This is a genomic window from Pontibaca methylaminivorans (assembly GCF_900156525.1).
GTDB lineage: Bacteria > Pseudomonadota > Alphaproteobacteria > Rhodobacterales > Rhodobacteraceae > Pontibaca > Pontibaca methylaminivorans.
The window spans coordinates 1181665-1206733 of sequence record NZ_FTPS01000001.1; the positions used below are offsets into that span (position 1 = coordinate 1181665).

Annotated in this window: 27 protein-coding genes; 7 read left to right on the forward strand and 20 right to left on the reverse strand. The window is 66.8% G+C overall.

Annotation, left to right across the window (positions count from 1 at the left end):
* Positions 1–22 precede the first annotated feature (22 nt).
* From B0B01_RS05820 to B0B01_RS05840, 5 genes are read right to left on the reverse strand one after another with little or no spacing between them, the layout of a single operon-like run.
* Entirely contained in the window at positions 23–415 is a 393-nt protein-coding gene (locus B0B01_RS05820; RefSeq protein ID WP_076648577.1) for a PTS sugar transporter subunit IIA, read from the reverse strand.
* A complete protein-coding gene (rapZ, locus tag B0B01_RS05825; protein WP_076648579.1) occupies positions 412–1308 on the reverse strand; it encodes an RNase adapter RapZ in 897 nt (298 codons plus the stop codon). The genes B0B01_RS05820 and rapZ overlap by 4 nt, the downstream gene beginning before the upstream one ends.
* Positions 1305–1730 carry an HPr kinase/phosphorylase gene (locus B0B01_RS05830; protein WP_076648580.1) on the reverse strand — a complete coding sequence of 142 codons (426 nt, stop codon included), beginning with the start codon at positions 1728–1730 and terminating at the stop codon, positions 1305–1307. Before B0B01_RS05830 ends, rapZ begins: the two co-directional genes overlap by 4 nt.
* The gene (locus tag B0B01_RS05835) at positions 1727–3418 is read right to left on the reverse strand and encodes a sensor histidine kinase (RefSeq protein ID WP_076648582.1); all 1692 of its coding nucleotides are present in this window, start codon (positions 3416–3418) and stop codon (positions 1727–1729) included. The genes B0B01_RS05830 and B0B01_RS05835 overlap by 4 nt, the downstream gene beginning before the upstream one ends.
* Positions 3419–3460: 42 nt before the next feature.
* Complete coding sequence (locus B0B01_RS05840) at positions 3461–4156, reverse strand: response regulator transcription factor (protein WP_076650080.1); 696 nt, start codon at positions 4154–4156, stop codon at positions 3461–3463.
* 323 nt (positions 4157–4479) lie between these two features.
* Between B0B01_RS05840 and B0B01_RS05845 the strand changes: the two genes are divergently transcribed.
* A complete protein-coding gene (locus tag B0B01_RS05845; RefSeq protein WP_076648584.1) occupies positions 4480–6078 on the forward strand; it encodes a phosphoenolpyruvate carboxykinase in 1599 nt (532 codons plus the stop codon).
* Between the two features lie 188 nt (positions 6079–6266).
* Positions 6267–7934: an acyl-CoA dehydrogenase family protein gene (locus B0B01_RS05850; protein WP_076648586.1), complete on the forward strand. Its 1668-nt coding sequence runs from the start codon at positions 6267–6269 to the stop codon at positions 7932–7934.
* A gap of 9 nt (positions 7935–7943) precedes the next feature.
* Here B0B01_RS05850 and recO read toward each other — a convergent pair whose 3' ends face one another.
* The 12 genes from recO to folK all read right to left on the reverse strand — a co-directional run bounded on the left by recO (position 7944) and on the right by folK (position 17613).
* On the reverse strand, positions 7944–8669 hold the full coding sequence (gene recO / locus B0B01_RS05855) for a DNA repair protein RecO (protein ID WP_076648588.1): 726 nt from the start codon (positions 8667–8669) through the stop codon (positions 7944–7946).
* A 47-nt stretch (positions 8670–8716) separates the two neighbouring features.
* Entirely contained in the window at positions 8717–9055 is a 339-nt protein-coding gene (locus B0B01_RS05860) for a DUF1491 family protein (RefSeq protein WP_076648590.1), read from the reverse strand.
* Positions 9052–9957, reverse strand: a complete 906-nt coding sequence (gene era, locus B0B01_RS05865) for a GTPase Era (RefSeq protein ID WP_076648592.1) — start codon at positions 9955–9957, stop codon at positions 9052–9054. Before era ends, B0B01_RS05860 begins: the two co-directional genes overlap by 4 nt.
* On the reverse strand, positions 9954–10640 hold the full coding sequence (rnc, locus tag B0B01_RS05870; RefSeq protein WP_076648594.1) for a ribonuclease III: 687 nt from the start codon (positions 10638–10640) through the stop codon (positions 9954–9956). Before rnc ends, era begins: the two co-directional genes overlap by 4 nt.
* A complete protein-coding gene (gene lepB / locus B0B01_RS05875; RefSeq protein ID WP_076648596.1) occupies positions 10637–11473 on the reverse strand; it encodes a signal peptidase I in 837 nt (278 codons plus the stop codon). The genes rnc and lepB overlap by 4 nt, the downstream gene beginning before the upstream one ends.
* A 30-nt stretch (positions 11474–11503) precedes the next feature.
* Entirely contained in the window at positions 11504–11953 is a 450-nt protein-coding gene (acpS, locus tag B0B01_RS05880; protein WP_076648598.1) for a holo-ACP synthase, read from the reverse strand.
* Entirely contained in the window at positions 11950–12708 is a 759-nt protein-coding gene (locus B0B01_RS05885; protein WP_076648600.1) for a pyridoxine 5'-phosphate synthase, read from the reverse strand. Before B0B01_RS05885 ends, acpS begins: the two co-directional genes overlap by 4 nt.
* Before the next feature lie 144 nt (positions 12709–12852).
* Positions 12853–13590, reverse strand: coding sequence for a peptidoglycan peptidase (locus B0B01_RS05890; RefSeq protein ID WP_143733014.1), 738 nt, complete (start codon positions 13588–13590; stop codon positions 12853–12855).
* A gap of 104 nt (positions 13591–13694) precedes the next feature.
* A complete protein-coding gene (locus B0B01_RS05895; protein ID WP_076648604.1) occupies positions 13695–14396 on the reverse strand; it encodes a DUF2062 domain-containing protein in 702 nt (233 codons plus the stop codon).
* 43 nt (positions 14397–14439) lie between these two features.
* Complete coding sequence (locus B0B01_RS05900; protein ID WP_076648606.1) at positions 14440–16575, reverse strand: RelA/SpoT family protein; 2136 nt, start codon at positions 16573–16575, stop codon at positions 14440–14442.
* A 28-nt stretch (positions 16576–16603) separates the two neighbouring features.
* The gene (gene rpoZ / locus B0B01_RS05905; protein WP_076648608.1) at positions 16604–16957 is read right to left on the reverse strand and encodes a DNA-directed RNA polymerase subunit omega; all 354 of its coding nucleotides are present in this window, start codon (positions 16955–16957) and stop codon (positions 16604–16606) included.
* 110 nt (positions 16958–17067) lie between these two features.
* Positions 17068–17613 (reverse strand): 2-amino-4-hydroxy-6-hydroxymethyldihydropteridine diphosphokinase, encoded by a 546-nt coding sequence (folK, locus tag B0B01_RS05910; RefSeq protein WP_327082991.1) that lies wholly within the window; start codon positions 17611–17613, stop codon positions 17068–17070.
* A gap of 160 nt (positions 17614–17773) precedes the next feature.
* On the opposite strand from folK, the gene B0B01_RS05915 reads away from it, so the two are divergent.
* From B0B01_RS05915 to rnhA, 4 genes are all read left to right on the forward strand, one after another.
* A complete protein-coding gene (locus B0B01_RS05915) occupies positions 17774–18361 on the forward strand; it encodes a LabA-like NYN domain-containing protein (protein WP_076648612.1) in 588 nt (195 codons plus the stop codon).
* 185 nt (positions 18362–18546) lie between these two features.
* Complete coding sequence (ispH, locus tag B0B01_RS05920; protein ID WP_076650081.1) at positions 18547–19497, forward strand: 4-hydroxy-3-methylbut-2-enyl diphosphate reductase; 951 nt, start codon at positions 18547–18549, stop codon at positions 19495–19497.
* A complete protein-coding gene (locus B0B01_RS05925; protein ID WP_076648614.1) occupies positions 19497–19943 on the forward strand; it encodes a DUF3429 domain-containing protein in 447 nt (148 codons plus the stop codon). Before ispH ends, B0B01_RS05925 begins: the two co-directional genes overlap by 1 nt.
* A 5-nt stretch (positions 19944–19948) precedes the next feature.
* Positions 19949–20428 (forward strand): ribonuclease HI, encoded by a 480-nt coding sequence (rnhA, locus tag B0B01_RS05930; RefSeq protein ID WP_076648617.1) that lies wholly within the window; start codon positions 19949–19951, stop codon positions 20426–20428.
* Positions 20429–20536: 108 nt separating this feature from the next.
* Here the strand turns inward: rnhA and dapA are convergent, their stop codons facing one another.
* A complete protein-coding gene (gene dapA / locus B0B01_RS05935) occupies positions 20537–21412 on the reverse strand; it encodes a 4-hydroxy-tetrahydrodipicolinate synthase (protein WP_076648619.1) in 876 nt (291 codons plus the stop codon).
* A gap of 142 nt (positions 21413–21554) precedes the next feature.
* Here dapA and B0B01_RS05940 point away from each other — a divergent pair, with 142 nt between their 5' ends.
* Complete coding sequence (locus B0B01_RS05940) at positions 21555–23519, forward strand: lytic transglycosylase domain-containing protein (protein ID WP_076648621.1); 1965 nt, start codon at positions 21555–21557, stop codon at positions 23517–23519.
* Here the strand turns inward: B0B01_RS05940 and B0B01_RS05945 are convergent.
* A complete protein-coding gene (locus B0B01_RS05945; protein ID WP_076648623.1) occupies positions 23493–24365 on the reverse strand; it encodes a DMT family transporter in 873 nt (290 codons plus the stop codon). The two genes, B0B01_RS05940 and B0B01_RS05945, sit on opposite strands and share 27 nt — an antisense overlap.
* A complete protein-coding gene (gene mnmD / locus B0B01_RS05950) occupies positions 24362–25027 on the reverse strand; it encodes a tRNA (5-methylaminomethyl-2-thiouridine)(34)-methyltransferase MnmC2 (RefSeq protein ID WP_076648625.1) in 666 nt (221 codons plus the stop codon). The genes B0B01_RS05945 and mnmD overlap by 4 nt, the downstream gene beginning before the upstream one ends.
* Between the last annotated feature and the right edge of the window lie 42 nt (positions 25028–25069).

The following is a 25069-nucleotide window of genomic DNA, read 5'->3' on the forward strand; positions in this document are numbered from 1 at the left end:
GTTATTGGCAGTCATTCGCCAGTCATTCGGCGCAGATATTGCGGGTGTTGATGTATTTGCGGCCCGATTCCATGGCCATTCGCGCGGCTTCGGCAACCGGCAGATGGCGGCTCTTGGCCAGTTTGATCAGCATCGGGAGATTGGCGCCGAACAGGATGCGGCGGTTGTCGACCCGGCAGGCCTTCATGCTGAGGTTCGACGGCGAGCCGCCGAACAGATCCGTGACCAGAACCACACCGTCGCCGGTGTCGACCGAATCGGCGGCGCGGGCGATCTCGCATTCCTTGGCGGCACGGTCGTGATCGGCCTCGATCGACACGGCGGCCATGCCCGGCTGCCGGCCGACCACGTGCTCGATCGCGGCAAGGTATTCCCTTGCCAGCCCGCCATGGGCGACAATCACGATTCCGATCACACCGGCCCCTTACCCGTTTCACGGCGCTCCAGTTCACGGTGCCTTATTGACACCTGCCGTCCGTCCTGCGCAAGCGCCTCGGCGAGCGCCTCGGCCATGACGACCGAACGGTGTTGCCCGCCGGTACACCCGAAGGCGATGGCGAGGTGCGATTTGCCTTCTTCCATGCAGGCGGGCAGCAGCAGGCGCGTGAGGTCGAGCACCCGTTCGAAGAACGGGGCGAACATCGGATCGCGCCGCACATGGTCGCGCACCCCGCCGTCGCCCCCGTCGAAGGGGCGCAGGGCCTCGACCCAGTAGGGGTTGGACAGGAAGCGGCAGTCGAACACCATGTCGATGCCGCGCGGCAGCCCTCGCTTGTAGGAAAAGGAGTGCACCGAAACCGCCAGCGGACGCCCCGAGCGGGCGGCATAGTGATGTTCGATCTCCTCACGGAGCTGGTGCACATTCAATTCCGACGTGTCGATCAGCGTATCCGCCCGCGCCCGGATCGGCGCCAGCAGGTCGCGTTCGCGCATGATGCCCGTTTCGGGGCCTTCTTCGGGCGCCATGGGATGGCGGCGGCGGGTTTCGGAAAAACGGCGCAGGAGGATGTCGGTGCGGCTGTCGAGATAGAGAACGCTCAGGGCCGTTTCCGGGTGATGGGACAGGCGGTCGATCAGGTCAATAAGCGCGGCGGTGGAGAAATCGCGGTTGCGCGTGTCGATCCCGAGCGCCATCGGCCGCAGCCGCTCGGCCCCCTCCAGAAGCCGCGGCACCAGATGCAGCGGCATGTTGTCGATCGCTTCGAAATCAAGGTCTTCGAGCGCGCGGATCGCAGTGCTCCGCCCGGCACCCGACGGGCCGGTCACCAGCACCAGCCGCGTCTGCACCGGTGCCCGCGCATCGCTCATGTCTCGTATCGCCCTGCCTTGAGAAGTTGCATCAGCATTGATGCGAAATGTATGTTTTCAATACGGTAAAGCAAGGGGATCTCGTGTCCGAGAAGGGCCAGGCGCCGCGGCGGCGGCATCCGGTCGGGCTCCGTCTGGTCGAGATCGACGACAAAGCGAACCGGCGCCTCCTGCGCCCAGGCGGCCTGCAGAAGGCCCATGCCCCGCGCCTCGATCAGCCCGCGCAGCGGCGGCGGGGCGCTGGCGACGAGGTGGTCGCCCCGACAGGCCAGAACGACACGGTCATCCGCGACAAGCTCCGCTCCGAGCGCCATCAGCGCCAGCGCAAGCGAGGATTTGCCGCTGCCGGACCGCCCGCGAAGCAACAGGCCACGCCCAGAGGCCGTGATGCAACTTGCGTGCAGGATCTGCGGATCGGTCATGCGGGCAACCCGACGACGAAGCGTGCGCCAAGCGGTTCCGAGGTCGGGTCGGCGTCGGTCGGGCGGATGTTCTCGGCCCAGATCACCCCGCCATGCGCCTCGACAATCTGGCGCGAGATGGCGAGCCCGAGCCCGGAATTGTCGCCGAAGCTCTGCTCCGGGCGCTGGGAATAGAAACGGCGAAAGATCATGTCGAGCGCCTCTTCGGGGATGCCGGGGCCGGTGTCCTCGACCACCACCAGCACGCGGCTCTGGCGTTCGCGCACCCAGACCCGGATCGCGTCGCCCGGTTCGCAGAAGGAAATCGCGTTGGTGATGAGGTTGACGAAGACCTGCGCCAGACGCGCCTCGAGCCCGTGCAGCATGATCGGCCCGGCGGGCAGGTCGGTGATATAGTCGATCTCGCGCAGGGCCGCGGTTCCCGCCAGATGGGTGTTCAGGTTGCCGAGCATCTGCAGCAGATCGAAACTTTCCTGGTCTTCCTTCACCAGTTCCGCATCCAGCCGCGAGGCGTTGGAGATGTCGCTCACCAGCCGGTCGAGCCGGCGCACGTCATGTTCGATCACCTCGAGCAGGCGTTCGCGCTGGTCGGCGCGCTGGATGCGGCGCAGGGTGCCGACCGCGGATTGCAGGCTGGCGAGCGGATTCTTGATCTCGTGGGCGACGTCGGCGGCGAATTGTTCGTTCCCCTCGATCCGGTTGTACAGCGCGGCGACCATGCCGCTCAGGGCCCGGCTCAGCCGGCCGATCTCGTCGGCACGGGCGCTCAGGTCGGGGATCCTGACCCGCCCTTCGCCCGTGCCGCCCAGGTTGCGCTCGCGCCCGAGTTCGGCGGCCTCCGCCAGCCGCGCGAGCGGATTGGCGATGGTCGAGGAGAGCACGAGGCTGAGCCCGACCGAAACCGCAAGCGCGACCACGAACATCTGCAGCACACGTTCACGCTCCCCGTGCACGAGCGCGTCGATTTCGCCCGCCGGGCTCGCGACCGCAACCACGCCGAGCGCCGCGCCCCCGTGACGGATCGGCGCCGTGGCCGAAATGACCGCGCCGCCCGCCGTGTCGAGTTCGGTGCGGATCACGGTGCCCTGCGCCAGCGTGCGCTGGACCAGGGTGCGCAGCCGCTCGTCAAGCGTGGGCGACGACCGGCGCGAGGCGGGGGTGAACAGCCCGGCGATCCCGTCCCAGACGAAGGCGATGGCGTTGCTGACCGGGGTGCGCCGCGCCGGCTGTTCGCCGAGCACAGCCAGCGATGCGCCGGCCCGGCTGCCCCGGGTCTGCCCGAGCAGCCGCCGCCCGTCGTCGAAGATGAACACCTCGATCCCGTTGCGCAGGCTGAGCGATGCGAGCGACGCCGCGACGGCGCCTTCGTCCGCAAGCAGGGCCGACGGGCCGGGCGCCTGCCGCATCCGCGCCTCGAACACGTTGGCGATAAGCTCTGCCTCGGCCACCAGGGCCGCCGCGCGCTGCACCACGAGGCTTTCGCGCGTGGCATTGAGATAGAAGATGCCCGCCACCATCACATTGAGCGCGATCAGGTTGATGATGATGATCCGGCGCGTCAGCGGAGAGTTCACCAGCGAGTGGCGCGCACGGCCCGCCGCCCGGCGGATGCCGCGCATCCCGCCATGGCCGGCACCCGGCAGGTCCGGCCCCTCCGCGGGCGGAAGATGGAATGTGCCTTCCTGCACTCCGGCTCCTTTCATCGCCCGTTTCCGCGGGGGGCGGACAGGTCAGGTTTCATTGTATCTGTAACCGATGCCGTAAAGCGTTTCGATTGCCGAAAATTCCCCGTCTACCGCGCGCATCTTCTTTCGCAGGCGCTTGATGTGGCTGTCGATCGTGCGGTCATCCACATAGACCTGATCGTCATAGGCCACGTCCATGAGCTGATCCCGGCTTTTCACGAAGCCGGGGCGCTGGGCAAGCGCCTGAAGCAGCAGGAATTCCGTGACCGTCAGCGCGACGTCGCGGCCGTCCCAGGCGACCGCATGGCGCAGCGGATCCATCCGCAACCGTCCGCGCACCATCACCCGCGCCTCTTCGCTGTCGCCGTCCTGGTCCGCAACGTCCTGCCGGCGCAACAGGGCGCGGATGCGTTCGACCAGAAGGCGCTGCGAAAACGGTTTCTTCACGTAATCGTCCGCGCCCATGCGCAGCCCCAGAACCTCGTCGATTTCCTCGTCGCGAGAGGTCAGCAGGATCACCGGCATCCGGGTCTTCTGGCGCAGCCGCTGCAGTAGATCCATCCCGTCCATGCGCGGCATCTTGATGTCGAGCACGGCCATGTCCGGCATGCGCCGGCTGAAGGCATCATAGGCGGCCTGCCCGTCGTTGTAGGTCTCGACTTCGAAACCCTCGGCCTCGAGCGTCATCGAAACCGATGTCAGGATGTTCCTGTCATCGTCAACCAGCGCAATCCGCGACATCGGCAGCCCCTTTCGCTCGGTTCCCGCATCCTTTTGCCGGGCTGTCGGCAACATCCGTTGCCCGGGGCGAATCGCCCGCCGGCCCGCCTCCATTCAGGCGGAAAATCCTTATCAAGCGCTGAATGGTCATAATTCCGCCCAGACTCCCGGCGATGTCGGAGAGGTGGTTGCGCTAACCTGAAACTGGTTGCGCTAACTGCCCCGAAGCAGCCTGTTAGCGGTCCGGACATGGTGTTAAGAGCAAGTCATGGCGCCCCCGCGAGGCGAGGTCCTCGGCGGGGTCGTCATTGTCATACGGATATGCCGGAACAGGAGACGAAAGCATGACATCCGGACGGGTCAACCCGCAGTTCCGCCTTGAGGACCAGGGCATCGCGGGGCTGGGAAATGTCTACTACAACCTGCTTGAGCCGGCACTTGTCGAGGCGGCGCTGACACATGACGAAGGCACGCTCGGACTCGGGGGCGCGCTGCTGGTGACCACCGGCAAATACACCGGCCGCTCGCCCAAGGACAAGCATGTGGTCAGGACCGAGACCACCGCCGACACGATCTGGTGGGATGAAAACGCCGCCATGTCGCCGGCCGGTTTCGATGCGCTTCATGCCGACATGCTCGAACATATGAAGGGGCGCGACTATTTCGTGCAGGATCTGGTCGGGGGCGCCGATCCGGCGCATTCGATCAACGTGCGGATGGTCACCGAACTGGCCTGGCACGCACTGTTCATCCGCCACCTTCTGCGCCGCCCCGACGGAGAATCGCTGCAGGATTTCGTCGCCGATTTCACCATCATCAACTGCCCGAGTTTCCTGGCCGACCCGAAAAGGCACGACTGCCGCTCGGAGACGGTGATCGCGCTCAATTTCGACAAGAAACTCGTGCTGATCGGCGGCACCGAATATGCCGGCGAGAACAAGAAATCCGTGTTTACGCTGCTGAACTACCTGCTGCCGGAAAAGGGCATCATGCCGATGCACTGCTCGGCCAACCACGCGCCCGGCAATCCGGTCGACACGGCCATATTCTTCGGGCTTTCGGGCACCGGCAAGACCACGCTTTCCGCCGACCCGGAGCGGATCCTGATCGGCGACGACGAACACGGCTGGTCGGATCGCGGCGTGTTCAACTTCGAGGGCGGCTGCTATGCCAAGACCATCCACCTGAGCGAGGATGCCGAGCCCGAGATCTACGCGACCACGACCAAGTTCGGCACCGTGATCGAGAACATGATTTTCGATCCCGATACGCTCGAACTCGATTTCGAGGATGACAGCCTGACCGCGAACATGCGCGCGGCCTATCCGCTCGAATATATCTCGAACGCCTCGCCGGTCGCCATGGGCGGGCACCCCAAGAACGTGATCATGCTGACCTGCGACGCCTTCGGCGTGCTGCCGCCGATCGCGCGGCTGACCCCGGCGCAGGCGATGTATCACTTCCTGTCGGGGTTCACCTCCAAGGTGGCGGGAACCGAACGCGGCGTGACCGCGCCCGAGCCGACATTCTCCACCTGTTTCGGCGCCCCCTTCATGCCGCGCCGGCCCGAGGTCTACGGCAACCTGCTGCGCGACAAGATCGCCCAGCACGGCGCAACCTGCTGGCTGGTCAACACCGGCTGGACCGGGGGCGCCTATGGCACCGGGTCGCGCATGCCGATCCACGCCACCCGCGCCCTGCTGAGCGCGGCGCTCGACGGCACGCTGGCCGAGCGCGAGTTCCGCCACGACGAGAATTTCGGCTTCGAGGTTCCGCTTACGGCGCCGGACGTGCCCGAGGTGCTGCTGAACCCGCGCCGCACCTGGGATCGCGCCGATTCCTACGACCGCCAGGCGGCGCGGCTGATCGAGATGTTCGCGAAGAACTTCGAACAGTATCTGCCGTTCATCGACGACGACGTGAAGGCAGCGGCGATCGGCTGACGCAAAAGCGGGGCGCCCGGATCAGGCTTCGGAGCGCCCCGCCTCCTGCGTCGCGCCCGCGCAACTATAGAACCGCAGCGCCGGCAGCCCCGCATTTATGTTGCGCTGCGCCTGCATAATGTCTAGGACCGGCCTCGTGCAACGGCACGGCAGCCGCGCGACCCTCTCACAACGGACAGGATTCGACCATGACAGACACCGCAACCCAACCCATCCTGCCGGATCTGCTGAAACTGACCGGCGCCAGCCTCGAACCCGTGCACCGGGTTTTCGACCTGGCGCGCGAGCGGCTGCGCGAGCGGGTGGTGAAGGACGGGCGGGTTTCGGGGGCGCTGGTCGAGGCCAATCAGGCGCCTGCCCACGGGCTTGCCTGGCTCGAGACCTACCGCCAGAGCCTCGTGCAGATGCAGGCCTGGGCCGAGCAACTGGAAAGCGAGGGCCGCTTCGGCGAAATCGAGCAGCTTCTGCTGCAGATCGCCTTCGGCGAGTACCTCTCGCAGATCGCAGGCGGCATCCTGATGAGCCAGAACGAGATCATCCGCCTGCACGACCTCGGCATCACCGGCGAGGAGGCGCGCGCGCTGATGATCGATGCGGTCGCGACGCTTTCCGTGCAGGGCAACAGCCAGGACGCCAGGACGCGGCTTGTCGTGCTGATGCAGGAGCAGAGCGCGAACGCCACCTTCGGCGCGACGGGGCTCGACGAAGAACTCGAGATGATCCGCGACCAGTTCCGCCGCTATGCCAGCGAAAAGGTCGAACCCTTTGCCCATGACTGGCACCTCAAGGACGAACTGATCCCGATGGAGGTCATCACCGAACTGGCCGAAATGGGCGTGTTCGGTCTGACCATTCCGGAGCAATACGGCGGGCTCGGCCTGTCCAAGGCATCCATGTGCGTGGTGAGCGAGGAACTCTCGCGCGGTTATATCGGTGTCGGCAGCCTCGGCACCCGCAGCGAGATCGCGGCCGAGCTCATCATCTGCGGCGGCACCGATGCGCAGAAGGAAAAATGGCTGCCGCTCATCGCCAGCGCCGAAGTCCTGCCGACGGCCGTGTTCACCGAACCGAACACCGGATCCGACCTTGGCAGCCTGCGCACCCGGGCCGTGCGCGACGGCGACGACTATCGCATCACCGGCAACAAGACCTGGATCACCCATGCGGCCCGCGCCCATGTGATGGCGCTGCTCGCGCGCACCGATCCCGACAGCAGCGACCATCGCGGCCTGTCGATGTTCATCGCCGAAAAGACGCCCGGCACCGACGAGACCCCCTTCCCGACCGAGGGCATGACCGGGGGCGAGATCGAGGTGCTCGGCTACCGCGGCATGAAGGAATACGAGATCGGCTTCGACAATTTCCGCGTCAGCGGCGAGGGCCTGCTCGGCGGCGAGGAAAACAAGGGCTTCAAGCAGCTGATGGAGACCTTCGAATCGGCCCGCATCCAGACCGCGGCGCGGGCGATCGGGGTGGCCCAGTCGGCGCTGGACGTGGCGATGCAATATGCGATCGACCGCAAGCAGTTCGGCAAGTCGCTGATCGCCTTCCCGCGCGTGTCGGGCAAGCTGGCCATGATGGCGGTCGAAATCATGGTGGCGCGCCAGCTGACCTATTTCAGCGCCCGCCAGAAGGACCGGGGCGAACGCTGCGACCTCGAGGCCGGCATGGCCAAGCTGCTGGGTGCGCGCGTGGCCTGGGCCGCGGCGGACAACGGGCTGCAAATCCATGGCGGCAACGGTTTTGCGCAGGAATACAAGATTTCGCGCATCCTTTGCGACGCCCGCATTCTCAATATCTTCGAAGGCGCGGCCGAGATTCAGGCGCAGGTGATCGCGCGCCGCCTGCTCGGCTGACCCGCAAGGTCACAGCCGGCGCGAGAACACCTCGACAAAACGCGCCCGCGCATCGGGCAGCGGATGGTCGCCCTGCGAAGGCGCCAGATGCTGCGCAAGGAAATGCCCGGTGACCCGCAGCCCGGCAGCGATTTCGCTGTCGGGCGCGGGGCCGATGCCGCGCAGGCAGTCGGGCAGCGGCAGCAGGCGATCCGCCCATTCCCCCGCACCGGCCCGCGAGACCGCCCGCCCGCTGCGCGGCGAGACATAGGCCAGGTCGTCGCTCGCCCCCGTCACCGCGCAGCGCGCAAGGTCAAGCCCGAAGCCGGTTTCCTCAAGCAGCACAAGCTCCCAGCGCAGATAGGCAAGCGGCCAGACGTCATCCTGCCCGAGCAGATCAAGCAGCCGCTCGCTTTCCGCGTAAAGCCGTTCATGCGCCGCGCGTTCCGGCAGGCAGAAGGACAGCAGCGCCGTCACCGCATTGAGCCCGGCCAGCGCAAGCCGGCTGTCCATCACCAGCCCCGCGCGGCTGCGCATCGGCTCCACCCGATAGGTGCCGAGCTGGGCGGGGAGCCGTGCCCGCCAGGTGACGTCAAGCTGCGTGCCGGGCTGCAGCAGCGGCGCGAACCGCCGCCCCGCACCGCCGCGCACGAGCCCCGCATGGCGGCCATGGCCAGCGGTGAACACGTCGATGACGGCGCTGCCCTCACCGTGCCGACGCGTGGCAAGCAAGATGCCCAGGTCACGCCATTCCATGCCTGCCCTCCGCTTGCCTGCGCCCGCTGCCGCAATCCGGTCGCCGCCTAGTCGAGCCCCGGCTCGTCCAGAAGGTGGCGCCCCTTCCGGTCCTCGACCTCGATCACCCAGAGATCGGGATCAACCGCGCGCTGGCAGGCGATGGTGCCGTCGATGTCGCCCTCGCCGCCCTCGGCCAGAAGATCCCAGCAGCGCGATCCGCTTGCCGGGTCGAACCCACGCTGGAAAAGCCGCGCCTGTCCGTCAAGCGTATTCGACTTGACCATCACCGCCCCGGCGGTGTCGTCACCATGGGACACCACATAGGCCGGGATATGGGCAAGGCGCAGCCGCGCAAGATAGGCCTGCACCCAGAACTGCGCCGCAAGACGGGGCTCGGCGCTCATGCGCCGTCCTTGAAGTCGAGCCCCATCTCGGAATAGCGCTCGGCCTCTTCAAGCCAGTTCGGCCGCAGCTTGACCTGCAGGAACAGATGCACCTTGCGTCCGAGAAATTCGGCGATCTCCTCGCGGGCGGCGCGCGACACCGCCTTGATCGTCTCGCCCCTGTGCCCGAGCACGATGCCCTTGTGGCCGTCCCGCTTCACATAGATCACCTGGTCGATCCGCACAGAGCCGTCCTTGCGCTCGTCCCAGTTCTCGGTCTCGACCGTAAGCTCGTAGGGAAGCTCCTGATGCAGGCGCAGGGTCAGCTTTTCGCGCGTCGTCTCGGCCGCGATCATGCGCAGCGGCAGGTCGGCGATCTGGTCCTCGGGATAAAGCCAGGGGCCTTCGGGCAGCGCGTCGGCCAGCCACCCGCGCAAACGATCGACCCCGCTGCCCTTCAGCGCCGAAATCATGAAGGTCTCGACAAAGGGGAAGCGCGCGTTCAGATCCTCGGCAAGCCCCAGCAGGGCCTCGGGCCGCACCCGGTCGATCTTGTTGATCGCAAGCGCGACCTGCCGCCCCCCGGCGATCTCGGAGAGCCGCTCGACGATCTGTGCGACCTCCTCGGTCACGCCGCGATGCGCCTCGACCAGCAGCACGATGACATCCGCATCCGCCGCACCGCCCCAGGCGGCGGCGACCATGGCCCGGTCAAGCCGCCGGCGCGGCCGGAACAGCCCCGGCGTATCGACGAACACGACCTGCGTCGCGCCCTCGATGGCGATGCCCCGGATGCGCGCCCGGGTGGTCTGCACCTTGTGGGTCACGATCGACACCTTGGCGCCCACCATGCGGTTCAGCAGGGTCGATTTCCCGGCGTTGGTGGTCCCGATCAGGGCCACGAATCCCGAACGTGTGGTCATATGTCCTGCCCGATCCTTGTCAGCAGTTCCTGCGCCGCATCCTGTTCCGCCCGGCGCTTGGAGCCGCCGCTCGCCTGCGCCTCGCGCCCGTCCTCGAGCCGCGCGGCAATGGTGAACACCGGCGCGTGATCCGGGCCGCTGCGGGAAAGCTCGACATAGGCGGGGGGATTGAGCCCGCGCGCCTGCGCCCATTCCTGCAACGCGGTCTTGGGATCGCGGGCATCGTCATCGACCTCGGCAATGCGCGCGCCCCAGAGCCGCAGGATCATGTCGCGCGCCGCGCCGAAGCCCCCGTCGCGATAGACGGCGGCAATCACCGCCTCGATCGCGTCGCCCAGCAGCGCCTGCTTGCGCCGCCCGCCCGAGAGCATCTCGGAGCGGCCGAGCTTCAGCACCATGCCAAGGTCGATCTCGCGCGCGATCTCAGCGCAGGTCTCCTTGCGCACGAGCGCGTTGAAGCGCGGCGCAAGCTGCCCCTCGGCGGCCTCCCTGTCCTGCTCGAGCAGCGCCGTCGCCATCACCAGCCCAAGCACCCGGTCGCCCAGAAATTCAAGCCGCTGGTTGTCCTTGCGCGCCGGCGTCGTCACCGAACCGTGAGTCAATGCCCGCACCAGAAGCTCGGGCCGCTCGAACCGGTAGCCAAGCCGCGCCTCGAAGGATTCGAGTTCCGCCGAAAGCCTCACTCGATCCTCTTGAAGAAGCGATCCGGCCGCCAGGTCCAGAAGAACAGCATCGAACGCCCGGCCGAGGAAAACATCACCCGATCCGCCCGGCCGACCAGGTTTTCATAAGGCACGAAACCGACGCCGCCGACCGATTGCGGCAGGCGGCTGTCGCTGGAATTGTCGCGGTTGTCGCCCATGAAGAAATAATAACCCTCGGGCACCACATAAACGCCGGTGTTGTCCGAACTCTGGTTGCCGATGTTCAGGATCGCGTGTTCGGTGTCACCGGGCAGGGTCTCGATCATGCGCTCCTTGAGGCATGCCCCGCCTTCACCGACCGGGCCATTGGCGCAGCGCGGATAGCTTCCCTGCGGCCCCTGCGCCTCATAGGTTTCCTCGAAGATGCCCGCTTCGCGCAACTGGACCGGCTGATCGTTGATCTGCAGCACGCCATCCTTCATCCGGATGCGGTCGCCCGGCAGGCCGATCAGCCGCTTGATGAAATCACGCCCGGTGACGGGGTGGCGGAACACCACCACGTCGCCGCGCTCGGGCTCGCTGCCGAACAGGCGCTTGTTGTCGTTCTTCAGGAATCCGCAGACATCCTCGGCGTCGATGTCGATGCCGAGACTCGGCAGCATCAGGCTCGGGCAGGAGGCATAGGAATAGCCATAGGCCATCTTGTTGACGAACAGGAAATCGCCGATCAGCAGCGTTTCCTTCATCGAACCGGACGGAATCCAGAACGGCTGAAAGAACAGCGTGCGGAACACCCCCGCGATCAGCAACGCATAGACGATGGTCTTGATCGTCTCGACGAGCGCGCTTCCCTTCTTCGCACTGCTGGCCATGCGGCCCTCCGCTATCCTTGGGGTCCGGCGCTACATGCGGGGCGGCTGCGCCGGTGTCAAGCCACGCTCTGGGGCGGTCTCGCCCGGCCTGCGCGCCTCGATCACGACGACGGCATGGGCCCAGGGATGATCGTCGGTCAGGGTGACATGGATGATCGCCTCGTGGCCCGGCGGAGTCATTTCGGCCAGCCGGTCCGCCGCCCAGCCGGTCACCTGCATCACCGGCTGGCCGCTGTTGATATTGGCCACCGCCATGTCCTTCCAGGCGATCCCCATGCGCAACCCGGTGCCCAGCGCCTTGGAGCAGGCCTCTTTCGCGGCCCAGCGCTTGGCATAGGTCTCGACCGCCCGGGCGCGCCGCTCGGCGGTCGCCTGTTCGACGTCGGTGAAGACACGATCACGGAAACGATCCCCGAACCGGTCGAGCGTGCGCCCGATCCGCTCGATATTGCAGAGATCCGTGCCGATACCGAGGATCACGGATGCGCTTCCGGCGCCCGCGCCGCATCCATCAGGCGACGCATCTCCCCGATCGCCGGACCGAGGCCGCGAAAGACCGCCTCGCCGATCAGGAAATGACCGATGTTGAGCTCGCGCAGCTCGGGAAAGCCCGCCAGCGCCTGCACCGTATCATAGCCGAGCCCATGGCCGGCATGGACCTCGAGCCCGCTCTCATGCGCAAGCCGCGCCGCGCGGGCCAGACGGTCGAGTTCGGCTTTGGCCCCGGCATCATTCCGGGCCACAAGGTCGCAATAGGGGCCGGTGTGCAGTTCGACCACCGCAGCCTTTACCCGGACAGCGGCTTCGATCTGGGCCGGATCGGCGGCGATGAACAGCGACACGCGGCAGCCCGCCTCGGAAAGGGGGGCGATGAAATCGGCAAGGCGGCTTTCGTCGGCGGCGACGTCCAGGCCGCCCTCGGTGGTGCGCTCCTCGCGCCGCTCGGGCACCAGACAGACGGCATGGGGCCGGTGGCGCAGGGCGATCTGCTGCATTTCCTCCGTCGCGGCCATCTCGAAGTTGAGCGGCAGGCGCAGTGCCTCCATCAAGGCGGCGATATCCTCGTCGCGGATATGGCGCCGGTCCTCGCGCAGATGCGCGGTGATGCCGTCGGCCCCCGCCTCCTGCGCAAGAAGCGCCGCCCGCACGGGATCGGGAAGCGATCCGCCGCGCGCGTTCCGGAGCGTCGCGACGTGGTCGATATTGACCCCAAGGCGCAGCCTGTCATCTGCCATGGTTCATCCTTTCACAACTGACCCGCGCCAGCCTATCGCCTTTGCCCGCGGGGTTGAACTGCCATGCGCCGCCCGCATCCACAGCGCCCGGTTCTGTCGACCGGCACCAGAACACCGGCTTCCACCACCGGGTTTGCCTCGCGTTCAGGGAAAAACCCGGTCGAGTGCCCCCGATGAAATCAGGCTGTCGGTCGTGACGATGGACTGGTCGGCAAGGGTGTTGGCCCAGCAATCATTGAAGGACAGTTCATAGCGGCAGTATCTGTGGCCCTCCAGGACCGCGCGGAATTCGTGATCCAGGTCCTCCGGCCCGGTGGCAAGCTCACGAAGCCGGACCGGAGCACCCAGAACGACGCCGGCGTTCAATGCGCTCTCGTAAGCCAGTTCCGCATTGTAGAACTTCCCGTCCCCCAGCAGGAACCAGTCATCGAAGGGCGCTCCGTAAGAGATGGTCAGGGCCAGCCGCACCAGCGGCCCTGCCGTCATCTGCGCATCCGTATCGTGATCGAGACCGCGCACCCGATAAACCGCATAATCGTCGGCAGACAGGCCTTCGACATAGGCATAGAGCATTTCCTCGCTCACGCCATCCGCCTGGTCGACATAGACCACGCGCGGGCCGCCGCTGCTGGCCCGCAGAATGCCGACCGATTCCCACCGAAGACCGAAGGCACGTTTTGTCACACCATCGATATCATTGATCCCGTCACGGAAAATCAGATCTCCGGGGCGCCAGTCCCACGCTGCCTCGGCCATGATCTGGGAGGGAGCGGGTTCCTGCGCGAAACTGGAAGAACCGGTGAACGCCACCATGACCAACATGAGGTGAAAAAGGATGCGGTGCATGGGATCTGCTCTATTGTTTCTTCTTGAGTCGACCATCGGCCCTGTTTCCGGCAAGGGCAAGCTGAAGCCCTGATTTTATGGAAGGGCACGTCACGCATGGCGGGTAGGCATGCATACCCGGCACAGACGATCGTCCCCGGCTATTCCCCGCGCGCGGGATGGTCCGGGGGCCGGTCCGGCGCGGTGTCGGACACGGGCTCGGGCGCGGTGGGCGCCGTTTCGGCCTGACGCTTGATCGCCTCGAATTTCTTGCGGATCCGGTTCAGCCGGCGGCGTTTGTAGGCGCGGATCGCCGGCAGCGTCAGGTAATAGCAGGCCACCCCGACCACCGCCCCGACCACAGCCCCGCCGATCAGGTAGGGAAAGAAGATCGTGTCGTAGAAAATGCGCAGCCCGTGCCAGTCGGCGGGACGGGCCGCGAAAAGCGTCAGGAAATTGTCCCAGAGGTCGCTCCAGGCATCGACGAACTTGCCGCCGAAGGACCGTTCGGTGCCCTCCGCAAGCGGCTTGCCAAGCAGGAAATGCCCCGTCTTGAGCGCGGCGACGCCGATCGGAACATAGGTCAGCGGATTGCCGAAGAACGTGCCGAGCAGCGCCGCGATGATATTGCCCCGGACGGTCTTGGCGATCAGGGCGGCAATGATGAAATGCATCCCGTAGAACGGGGTGAAGGTGGTAAACACCCCGGCCGCGATGCCGCGCGCGATGCGCTCGGGCGTGTCGGGCAGCCGCCGGAGCCGGTGCGTCACATAGTAGAACGCCCGTGTCCAGCCGCCGCGCGGATAGACGAAGTCGCTGGCCATGCGGCCCCAGCTTCGCTGTTCACGGCGTCGGAACATCAGCGACCGCGCTCCCCGATCCGTGCCGCGCCGTCAAGCCGCACCCTCAAACCGCACCGGCCACGGCCGGAAGCTGCTCGCGGAAGCGTTCGACCGCGGCGACATCGTTGTCGGCCTCAAGCGCCAGCATCAGGGAATGAAGCTGCTCCACGTCGCGCAGTTCGACCGTGATCAGCAGCCGGTAGAAATCCGGCTTGCGATCGGTGAATTTCAGATCTCCGATATTGGCCTTGCGTTCGCCGATCAGGGTGCAGATCCGCCCGAGCACCCCGGCATCGTTGCCGATGGTCATGTCGAGCGTGACCCCGTAGGCGGGCGGATGGGTGCCGGCATGCCAGCGCAGATCCACCCAGCGTTCGGGCTGGTTCTCGTATTCGCCAAGCTGGTCGCAGTCGATCGCATGCACGACCACGCCCCTGCCGCGAAAGGTGATGCCGATGATCCGCTCCCCGGGCAGCGGCTGGCAGCAGGGAGCGCGCTCAAAAGACTGTCCGTCGGACAGGCCGATCACCGCGCCGCCGGGGGCGATCTCGTCGCCGGTGTCGGGGGCGAGATCGGGATAGACCGCCTGCACCACGTCATGCGCGGTCAGTTCGGCGCTGCCGAGCCGCGCAAGCAGTTCGCGCCGCCCCCCGGTCAGCCGCAGCCGGCGCGCGGCGGTGTCCAGAACCTTGTCGGTCGCCTTGCGCCCCACATGTTCGAACGAGGCGCGCGCCAGTTCCTGCCCGAGCTTGACGAAGCGGTTGCGGTCGATTTCGCGCAGCGCGCGGCGGATCGCCGACCGTGCCCGCCCGGTAGTCGCGATCTCGAGCCAGGCGGGCTGCGGCATCTGCCCCTCGGCGGTGATGATCTCGACCATCTGGCCGTTCTTCAGCCGGGTCCAGAGCGGCACCCGCAGCCCGTCCACCTTGGCGCCGACGCAGGCATGGCCGACCCTTGTGTGAATCGCATAGGCAAAATCGATCGGTGTCGCCCCCCGGGGGAGCTTTTCCACATCTCCCTGCGGGGTGAAGCAGAACACCTGGTCGGCATACATCTCGAGCTTGACCGTCTCGAGGAAATCCTCGTGGTCGCCGTCCTTGTCGAACTGGTCGGTGAGCGAGGCAAGCCACTGCGCCGGATCGACGACAAAGGGGTTCCCGCTGCGCACCCCGTCGCGATAGGACCAGTGCGCGGCCACCCCGGTTTCGGCCACGTCATGCATCTGCTCGGTGCGGATCTGCACCTCGACCCGCTTGCCGTCGCGCCCCGATACGGTGGTGTGAATGCTGCGGTAACCGTTCAGCTTGGGCTGGCTGATGTAATCCTTGAACCGGCCCGGCACCGCGGTCCAGCGGCGGTGGATCGCCCAGAGCACACGATAGCAGTCCTCTTCGCTGCGGGTGATGATGCGAAAGCCGTAGATGTCGGAGAGGCGCGAAAACGCGAGATCCTTTTCCTGCATCTTGCGCCAGATGGAATAGGGCTTTTTGGCGCGGCCGAATACCTCGGCCTCGATCCCGGCCTTTTCCAGCACCCCGCGCATGTCGCCGCTGATGTGGTGGATCACGTCGCCGCTTTCGCCCTGCAACGTGATGAACCGGCGGATGATCGACTGCCGTCCCTCGGGGTTCAGCACCCGGAACGAGAGATCCTCCAGTTCCTCGCGCATCCACTGCATCCCCATGCGCCCGGCGAGCGGGGCAAAGATGTCCATGGTCTCGCGCGCTTTCTGCACCTGCTTCTTGGGACGCATGGCGCGGATCGTGCGCATGTTGTGGAGCCGGTCGGCCAGCTTGACCAGAATGACCCGCAGGTCGCGGGACATGGCCATCAGGAGCTTGCGGAAATTCTCGGCCTGCTTTGCCTCGCGGCTGGACAGCTGAAGGTTGGTGATCTTGGTGACACCGTCCACCAGCGTCGCGATCTCGGTGCCGAACATGCGTTCGACCCCGGCATAATCGGCGCGCGTGTCCTCGATCGTGTCATGCAGAAGCGCGGTGATGATGGTCGCATCGTCCAGGCGCTGCTCGGCCAGGATCGCCGCCACCGCAACCGGATGGGTGAAATAGGGTTCGCCGGAATAGCGATACTGGCCCTCGTGCATCTTCTGGCCGAAGGCATAGGCCGCAGCGATCTGTTCGGCGTTGGTCTTGGGATTGTAGCTGCGGACCAGCGCAATCAGATCTTCGGCTGAAATCATCTGGCCCGCACTTTCAGACGCGATCGGTTCAGCCCCGGCTCTGGGCCTCCATGAGCTGGCGCAGCAGTTTCTCCTCGGACATGTCGTCCTCGGCGGGGCGGTCAGGCTCGGCCCCCATTAGCACGGCCATCTGGTCCTCTTCGGGTTCGTCGACCTCGATCTGATACTGGTTCGCCTCGATCAGGCGCTCGCGCAGGTCGGCCGCGCTCTGGGTCTCGTCGGCGATCTCGCGCAGCGCGACGATCGGGTTCTTGTCGTTGTCACGATCGACCGTGATCGGCGCCCCGGCCGAGATTTCGCGGGCCCGGTGGGCTGCCAGCATGACCAGATCGAACCGGTTCGGAACCTTGTCAACGCAATCTTCGACCGTCACGCGGGCCATGAGCGCACCCCTCTTCCATGCGATTCATTCGGGAATGGCATAAGCTAATGTTCTTTTTACCGCTTGACAAGGTGCGAAACAAGACACCGCCCGGCACAGGGGCGGCCGGTTCAAAGCGGGCGCACCTGTTCCAGATCCTTGGGCGGCAGCGCCGCGCACAGGCTCGCCACATCGCGCCCGAGCAGCGGATGCACCCAGCCCGGCATGATGTCGCGCATGGGCACCAGGACAAAGGCCCGCTCCTGCAGGCGGGGATGCGGCAGGACGAGTTGGTCCGGGGCGATCTCGGCCTGCTGCCCCGGGGGCAGTTCGCGCCACCGCCGCTGCACCGCGGCATCGGGGAGCACGGCATCCCCGACCGCCAGAAGATCGAGGTCGATGCTGCGCTCTCCCCAGCGCTTCTCGCGCACCCGGCCAAGTTGGCGCTCGATCGCGTGCAGCCGCTCGAGGATCTCGCCCGGTGGCAGGGCGCTTTCGACCGCGACCACCGCATTCACGAAATCGGGCCCGGCCCCGGCCGGAAAACAGGGCGTGTGAAAGAACCGGCTGACCGCGCGCAGCCGCAGGCCCGCCGCAGGCATGGCCCGGATCGCGGCGATCAGTGTTTGAGCAGGCGGACCCACCGGCGACGGCAGGTTTCCGCCGAGCGCAATCACGGCAACTGAAGCAGAAGTGATCAATCGTGACTCATTCTCTGCGGAATGTTAATATTGCAGATTATCAGGGGCAGTATATTTCAGGTGCAGCCGTTTCGCCAAGTAAGCACGTGAGCACACGTGAAAACAATTGCGAAATGGCTCACTGGAAGGAATTCTCATGTTTTACAAGGACGAACGGCTTGCGCTGTTCATTGATGGGTCGAATCTTTACGCGGCTGCCAAAGCCCTGGGCTTTGATATCGACTACAAGCTCCTGCGGCAGGAATTCATGCGCCGCGGCAAGCTCCTCCGGGTGTCATATTACACCGCCCTGCTCGACAGCGACGAATATTCACCGATCCGCCCGCTGGTGGACTGGCTGCATTACAACGGCTTCACCATGGTGACCAAACCGGCCAAGGAATACACCGACAGCATGGGCCGGCGGAAGATCAAGGGCAACATGGATATCGAACTGACCGTCGATGCCATGGAGCTTGCGCATCGCGTCGATCATATCGTGCTGTTTTCGGGCGATGGCGACTTCCGCCCGCTGGTGGTCAGCCTGCAGCGGCAGGGGGTGCGGGTCTCGGTGGTCTCGACCATCCGCAGCCAGCCGCCGATGATCTCGGACGAGCTGCGCCGGCAGGCCGACAATTTCATCGACCTCGAGGATCTGCGCGACGTGATCGGCCGCCCGCCGCGCGAACAGGCCGACCACCATCAGCACGACGCCGCGAGCTACGACGCCGCAAGCAACGGCTAGCGCCCGCCCGGCGCCCTGCCGGACGGACCGCCCCCCCCGCGCCAGTTGTCGGTGCCGCGGGTGGTGGGCGGGCGGCCCGGTGCATGGAGCACAGAGCCGCCGATTTTCGCGCCGCCTCTGGACGATTTCCGCACAAGGCCCTAGCCCTTGGGACGGACGCAGGAGTTTTCAGACCGATGGATCCGATCGACAAGCCGCCGCTCACCCTTTTCCTTGCCGCGCCGCGCGGATTCTGCGCCGGGGTGGACCGGGCCATCAAGATCGTCGAGATGGCGCTCGAGAAATGGGGCGCCCCGGTCTATGTGCGTCACGAGATCGTGCACAACAAATTCGTCGTGGACGGCCTGCGCGCCAAGGGGGCGGTGTTCGTCGAGACGCTGAGCGAATGCCCCGAAGACCGCCCGGTGATCTTTTCCGCCCACGGGGTGGCGAAATCGGTCCCGGCCGAGGCCGAGCGACGCAACATGATCTATGTGGATGCCACCTGCCCGCTGGTCAGCAAGGTCCATATCGAGGCCCGGCGCCATGCCGAAAACGGCCTTCAGATGATCATGATCGGCCATGCCGGCCACCCCGAGACCATCGGCACCATGGGCCAGCTTCCCGACGGGGAGGTGCTTCTGGTGGAGACCGTCGAGGACGTGGCGGATGTCGAGGTGCGCGACCCCGCGCGGCTGGCCTTCGTCACCCAGACCACGCTCAGCATCGACGACACCGCCGATATCGTCGCGGCGCTCAAGGCGCGGTTTCCGGCCATCGTCGGCCCGCACAAGGAAGACATCTGCTATGCCACCACCAACCGGCAGGAAGCGGTGAAGGCGATTGCGCCGCGCTGCGAGGCCATGCTGGTGGTGGGCGCGCCCAATTCGTCGAACTCGCGCCGGTTGGTCGAGGTAGGCGCCAAGGCCGGCTGCCCCTATGTGCAGCTCGTGCAGCGGGCCGCCGACATCGACTGGCGCGCGCTCGAGGGAATTGCGAGCCTTGGCATCACCGCCGGGGCGAGCGCCCCGGAAGAGCTGATCGACGAGGTGGTGGACGCCTGCCGGGCGCGGTTCGCGCTCACTGTCGAGATGGTCGAGACCACGGTCGAGCGTGTCGAGTTCAAGACGCCGCGCATCCTGCGCACGCCGGCCTGATGCGCATTCCTGCCGCTCCGCTCCTGTTCGGCCTGCTGCTTGCCGCCCCGTTCCTCTGGGGCGCCGCAACGCTTCTGAGCGGCGATCTGGCGCGCTGGGGCGCGGCGCGGATCGGCGCGCCCTATATCGGGCCGAACCTGCAGCTGTTCCTGGCCCCGGTGGTGCTACCGTTCATGGCCGGGGCGCTCTGGGGGCTGGCGGCCCGCACGAGCGGGGCCCGGGCCCTGGTCGCCATGCTTCTGGCGGCGGCGCCGGCGCTCTGGATGTTCCTGATGGGCGGGGGCGGCGCGGCGAGCCTCGGGGTCAACCTGATCTTCGGCTTTGCCGGGGTCCTGTTGCTCGATTTCGCCTTTTCGCGCTGGGGGCTCGCGCCGCCCTGGTGGCTGGCGCTGCGGCTCTGGATCAATCTTTCGGCCATCGCCGCGCTGGCGCTGACAGTCGTGTGACAGGCATGGCGGAGGCAACCCGGATCCTCGCCTATACCGACGGCGCCTGTTCCGGCAATCCCGGCCCCGGCGGCTGGGGGGTGCTGCTTTGCGCCATGCGCGGGGAGGAGACGCTGCGCCGGCGCGAACTGAAGGGGGGCGAGGCCGAGACCACCAACAACCGGATGGAGCTCATGGCCGCGATCATGGCGCTCGAGACGCTGACGCGCCCGAGCGCGATCATCATCATCACCGACAGCCAGTATGTGAAGAACGGGGTCACGGGCTGGATTCACGGCTGGAAGCGCAACGGCTGGAAGACCGCGGCGCGCAAGCCGGTGAAGAATGCCGAACTCTGGCAGCGGCTCGACCTTGCGCAAGGCCGCCACGAGGTGCGCTGGGAATGGGTGAAGGGCCATGCGGGCCATCCCGAGAACGAACGCGCGGACGAGTTGGCCCGCGAGGGGATGCAGCCGTTCCGCCAGCCCCGCCGCCGTGAGGGGTGAGCGAGGGACGGGTCCTGGCGCGGAGCCGGGGCTTTGCCCCGGACCCCAGGATATTTCTGCCAGAAGAAGGCCCGCGGAAAGAGACTCTGGCGCGAACCGGGGCAGCCTTCAGGACAGCAGGCCCGCGTGGCGCAGGGCGCGGTCGATCGCGGTTTTCGTTTCCTGCGCCACCGGAGTGAGTGGCAGGCGCAGCTCATTGCTGCAGAGGCCGGTGCGCGACATGGCATATTTCACCCCGGCCACGCCCGGTTCGATGAAGATCGCCTCGAACAGGGGCATCAGGCGGTCCTGATAGTCGAGCGCCAGCGCGAAATCGCCATCCTGCATCGCTTTCTGGAATTCGGCGCAGAGACGGGGCGCGACATTCGCCGCGACCGAGATGCAGCCGACGCCGCCATGGGCGTTGAAGGCAAGCGCGGTCGCATCCTCGCCGGAGAGCTGGATGAAATCCCGGCCGCAGGCGGCGCGCTGCTGGCTGACGCGCTCGATCTTTCCGGTCGCGTCCTTGACGCCGATGATCCGCGGCAGCCGCGCCAGTTCGCCCATGGTGGCGGGGGTCATGTCCACGACCGAGCGCGGCGGGATGTTATAGATGATGATCGGCAGATCGCAGCAGTCATGCAGCGCGGTGAAATGGGCGATCATGCCCCCTTGCGTCGGCTTGTTGTAATAGGGGGTGACCACCAGCGCCGCATCGGCGCCGACCTCGGCCGCATGGCGGATCAGGCGCATGCCCTCCTGCGTGCTGTTCGAACCGGCGCCCGCGATCACCGGGATCCGGCCCGCCGCCGCCTTGACCACCTCTTCGATCACCGTCTCGTGTTCGCTGTGGCTGAGGGTCGGGCTTTCGCCGGTGGTGCCGACCGGGACGATGCCGCTCGAGCCTTCGGCCACGTGCCATTCCACCAGCCGCTTGAGCGTGTCGAGATCCAGTTCGCCGTTGCGGAAGGGGGTGACGATGGCGGGCATCGAACCTCTGAACATGGAAACCTGTCCTCTGGTGCGGGCGGTGTCCTGCCGCGGTGAGTGGCGGTGCCGGCACCTCCCGGTGGGAAATGAGTTGATCCCGCATCTGCAGGCGGTATCGTTGCAGGCTCTAGCCTCGCTTGATCGGGATTGGCAAGGGATGACGCGTGTTCTGGCACTGTTGATCCTGCTCTGTTCTTCCGCCGCGCTCTCCGTGGCGGCGGCAGAGCCCGATGGCGCGCATCTGTCGCGCGCCATGGCGCTGATGCGCAAGGGCGACTGGGGCGAGGCGATTCGCGCCGCCGGCCCCGACCGGTCGATCGCCAACGACATCATCGAGTGGCACCGGCTGCGGGCGGGGCGGGGCAGCGCCGCGCAGGTGCGCGACTTTCTGTCGCGCCGCAGCGACTGGCCCGGGCTCGAGTGGCTGCGCCGGCGCAGCGAACCGGCCTTTGCCGGGCAGCCGGCCGAGGAGATACTGGAATTCTTCGGCGACGACCTTCCGCAGACCGCCGAGGGGGCGCTCACGCTGTCGTCGGCGCTTGCGCGCGCCGGGCGCAGCGGCGAGGCCGAGGCCGGGATCGTGCTGGCCTGGCGCACCCTTCCGATGGGCAGCACGATACAGGCGCTTTACCTTGCCGCCCATGCCGATCTGCTGGCGCCGCACCATGTGGCGCGGCTTGACCGGATGCTCTGGGACGGGGAGCTTGAAGACGCGCGCCGCATGCTGCCGCTGGTGAGCGAGGGGCAGCGGGCGCTGGCCCGGGCGCGCATGGCGCTGCGCGAGGAAGCGCCGGGGGTCGATGCGCTGATCGAGGCGGTGCCCGTGGCGCTGCGCGATTCCGCCGGTCTGGCCCATGACCGGTTCGAGTGGCGCTGGCGCAAGGGGCGCCATGACGACGCCGCGGCGCTGCTTCTGGAGCGCTCGAAATCCGCCGAGGCGCTGGGCGAACCCGAGCGTTGGGCGGGGCTGCGCGAGCGGCTGGCGCGGCGCGAGATGCGCGAGGGGGACGCCGCCCGCGCCCATGCGCTCGCCGCGCGGCATTTCCTGGGCGAAGGGTCCAGCTTTGCCGAACTCGAATGGCTGGCCGGTTACATTGCCCTGCACCGCCTGAACGATCCCGCGGCCGCGCTTGCCCATTTCACCCGTTTCGAGAACGCCGTGGAATCGCCGATCTCCCGCGGGCGGGCCGGATACTGGCTTGGCCGGGCGCATGAGGCGCTCGGGAACGGCCCGCAGGCGCAGGCGGCCTATGCGATGGGCGCCCGCCACCAGAGTTCGTTCTACGGGCTGCTCGCGGCCGAGCGGGCCGGGCTGCCTTTTGACCGGGATTTCGTGCACCCGCCCGCCATGGAGCCCTGGCAGAACGCTCCTTTCGCGTCGTCGAGCGTCCTTGCCGCCGGGCGGATGCTGCTTTCTGCCGGCGAGGACGAACTCGGCACCCGGTTCCTGACCCATCTGGTCGAAAGCCAGGATGCCGCGGCCGCGGCGCAGCTTGGCGAGATGGCGATCGGGATGGAGCGCCCGCATCTCGCGCTGATGATCGCCAAGCGCGCGGCGCAACGGTCGATCGTGCTGCATTCGGCCTATTACCCGCTGCATCCGGTGGCGCAGGAAGCCCTGCCCATGGCGCCCGAGATGACGCTGGCGATCGCCCGGCGCGAAAGCGAATTCGACCCGGCTGTGGTCAGCCATGCCGGGGCGCGCGGGCTGATGCAGGTGATGCCCGCGACCGCGCAGGCCATGGCCAGCCAGCTTGGTCTGCTTGCGCGTCACGATACCGCGCGCCTCACGCGCGAATGGGATTACAATGCCCGGCTCGGGGCAAATTATCTGGCCACGCTCGCCGGGCGTTTCGGCGGCAATGTGGTGATGATGGCCGCTGGCTATAACGCCGGCCCCGGCCGGCCGGCCAGGTGGATGGAGGAACGCGGCGATCCGCGGCGGGGCGACGTGGATATGGTGGACTGGATCGAGCAGATCCCCTTTGACGAGACCCGCAACTATGTCATGCGCGTGACCGAGAGCCTGCCGGTCTATCGGGCGCGGCTCGGGCTCGAACCGCTGCCGGTGCCGTTTTCGCGGGAGCTTGCCGGCTCAACCCTTGACTCGTTCGCGCCATAGGGTGAACAGCCCCGCCGCCACGATCAGCGCCGCGCCGACCACGACCCCCATGCGCAGGACATCGCCGAAGATCCAGATCCCCATGAGCGACGAGAACATGAGCTGGAAATAGGCAAAGGGCTGGACGGCGCTGGCCTCGGCCACCTCGTAGCAGCGGATCAGAAGCCAGTGGCCGGTCACGCCGGTGATGCAGAGCAGCAGCATCCAGCCCCAGTCGGCGGCGGTCATCGGCTCCCAGAACCAGAGGCCGATCAGGGTGATCACCACCGCGCCCGAGACACCGGTATAGAAAAAGCTGGTGGCAGCGCGATCCTTCCGCGCGACATAGCGCGTCAGCAGGCCGTAGACCGCAAACATGAAGGCCGCGAGCAGCGGCACCAGCGCCGCCGGATCGAACACGCCCCGGCCCGGCTGGAGGATGATCATCACCCCGGCGAACCCGACCCCGATCGCCACCCAGCGCCGCCAGCCGACATGTTCGCCCAGAAGCGGCCCGGACAGCGCGGCGATGAGCAGCGGATAACTGATGAAGACGGCGGTGGATTCCACGAGCCCGAGCAGGACAAAGGCAAGGATGGCCACGCAGATCTCGCCAACCAGAAGCACGCCGCGCAGGATCTGCAGCCAGGGCTGGGCGGTGCGGACGGCGCCGCGCAGCCCTCCGCGGCTGCGGGCCGCCAGCGCGATGACGAAGGCGGCGAAGAACCAGTAGCGGATCATCACCACCATCAGCACGTTGTATTCCTCGGCCAGGTGGCGCGACAGGGCGTCCTGCCCCCCGAACACCATGGTCGTCAGGATCATCAGCGTGATGCCGAGCGGCACGTTGTTGCCCTGCCCGTTCACGGCAGCACTGCCCGTGTCATGTGGCGCTTGCCGCCGTGGCCCTTTTCGCGGCTGACGCGGAATCCCGCGCTTTCGAGCCCCCGCCGCACGAAGCCGGCGGCGGTATAGGTTGCGGCGGTCCCGCCCGGGGCGGTGTGGCGCGCCACCTCGCGCATGAGGCCGGGCTGCCAGAGTTCGGGGTTGCGCGCCGGCGCGAAGCCGTCGAGATACCAGGCATCGGCCCGGCACCGCCATTCCGGCAGGGTCTGCCGCGCATCGCCCCTGATCACCGTCAGCACCGCCGGCCCGATATCGAGCCGCCCGCCCGCGCCGTTCCAGCGGGCAAGCAGCGCCTCCGCCTGCGGGGCAAGGCAGGGAAAGGCGCCGAGCGCCCGCGCCATGTCGTCGCGCGCCATCGGCCAGGCCTCGAAGCTCGTGAAACGGAACCGCCCGCGCCGGCCGCTGTCCTCCCATGCCCTGAGCGTGGCCAGGAAATTCAGCCCCGTGCCGAAGCCGAGTTCGGCGATGTGGAATCCGTCGCGGAACCTTGCGGGAAGGTCGTTGCCGGCGAGAAAGACATGGCGCGTTTCGGCCAGCCCGCCGGCGAGGCTGAAGAACGGATCATCGAACCGGGTCGAAACCGGCACGCAGCCATCGCGCCATTGCAGTTCCGCAGCGGTCATGAAACCATCTCCGAAAGACATACCGCATCGAGAGTGGAGAAA

Excerpts from the sequence above, each read along its gene's own strand:
- rapZ (WP_076648579.1), bottom strand. The coding sequence starts at position 1,308 with ATGAGCGATGCGCGGGCACCGGTGCAGACGCGGCTGGTGCTGGTGACC.
- B0B01_RS05830 (WP_076648580.1), bottom strand. The coding sequence starts at position 1,730 with ATGACCGATCCGCAGATCCTGCACGCAAGTTGCATCACGGCCTCTGGG.
- B0B01_RS05840 (WP_076650080.1), bottom strand. The coding sequence starts at position 4,156 with ATGTCGCGGATTGCGCTGGTTGACGATGACAGGAACATCCTGACATCG.
- B0B01_RS05845 (WP_076648584.1), top strand. The coding sequence starts at position 4,480 with ATGACATCCGGACGGGTCAACCCGCAGTTCCGCCTTGAGGACCAGGGC.
- B0B01_RS05850 (WP_076648586.1), top strand. The coding sequence starts at position 6,267 with ATGACAGACACCGCAACCCAACCCATCCTGCCGGATCTGCTGAAACTG.
- recO (WP_076648588.1), bottom strand. The coding sequence starts at position 8,669 with ATGGAATGGCGTGACCTGGGCATCTTGCTTGCCACGCGTCGGCACGGT.
- B0B01_RS05860 (WP_076648590.1), bottom strand. The coding sequence starts at position 9,055 with ATGAGCGCCGAGCCCCGTCTTGCGGCGCAGTTCTGGGTGCAGGCCTAT.
- era (WP_076648592.1), bottom strand. The coding sequence starts at position 9,957 with ATGACCACACGTTCGGGATTCGTGGCCCTGATCGGGACCACCAACGCC.
- lepB (WP_076648596.1), bottom strand. The coding sequence starts at position 11,473 with ATGGCCAGCAGTGCGAAGAAGGGAAGCGCGCTCGTCGAGACGATCAAG.
- B0B01_RS05885 (WP_076648600.1), bottom strand. The coding sequence starts at position 12,708 with ATGGCAGATGACAGGCTGCGCCTTGGGGTCAATATCGACCACGTCGCG.
- B0B01_RS05890 (WP_143733014.1), bottom strand. The coding sequence starts at position 13,590 with ATGGTCGACTCAAGAAGAAACAATAGAGCAGATCCCATGCACCGCATC.
- B0B01_RS05900 (WP_076648606.1), bottom strand. The coding sequence starts at position 16,575 with ATGATTTCAGCCGAAGATCTGATTGCGCTGGTCCGCAGCTACAATCCC.
- rpoZ (WP_076648608.1), bottom strand. The coding sequence starts at position 16,957 with ATGGCCCGCGTGACGGTCGAAGATTGCGTTGACAAGGTTCCGAACCGG.
- B0B01_RS05915 (WP_076648612.1), top strand. The coding sequence starts at position 17,774 with ATGTTTTACAAGGACGAACGGCTTGCGCTGTTCATTGATGGGTCGAAT.
- B0B01_RS05925 (WP_076648614.1), top strand. The coding sequence starts at position 19,497 with ATGCGCATTCCTGCCGCTCCGCTCCTGTTCGGCCTGCTGCTTGCCGCC.
- rnhA (WP_076648617.1), top strand. The coding sequence starts at position 19,949 with ATGGCGGAGGCAACCCGGATCCTCGCCTATACCGACGGCGCCTGTTCC.
- dapA (WP_076648619.1), bottom strand. The coding sequence starts at position 21,412 with ATGTTCAGAGGTTCGATGCCCGCCATCGTCACCCCCTTCCGCAACGGC.
- B0B01_RS05940 (WP_076648621.1), top strand. The coding sequence starts at position 21,555 with ATGACGCGTGTTCTGGCACTGTTGATCCTGCTCTGTTCTTCCGCCGCG.
- mnmD (WP_076648625.1), bottom strand. The coding sequence starts at position 25,027 with ATGACCGCTGCGGAACTGCAATGGCGCGATGGCTGCGTGCCGGTTTCG.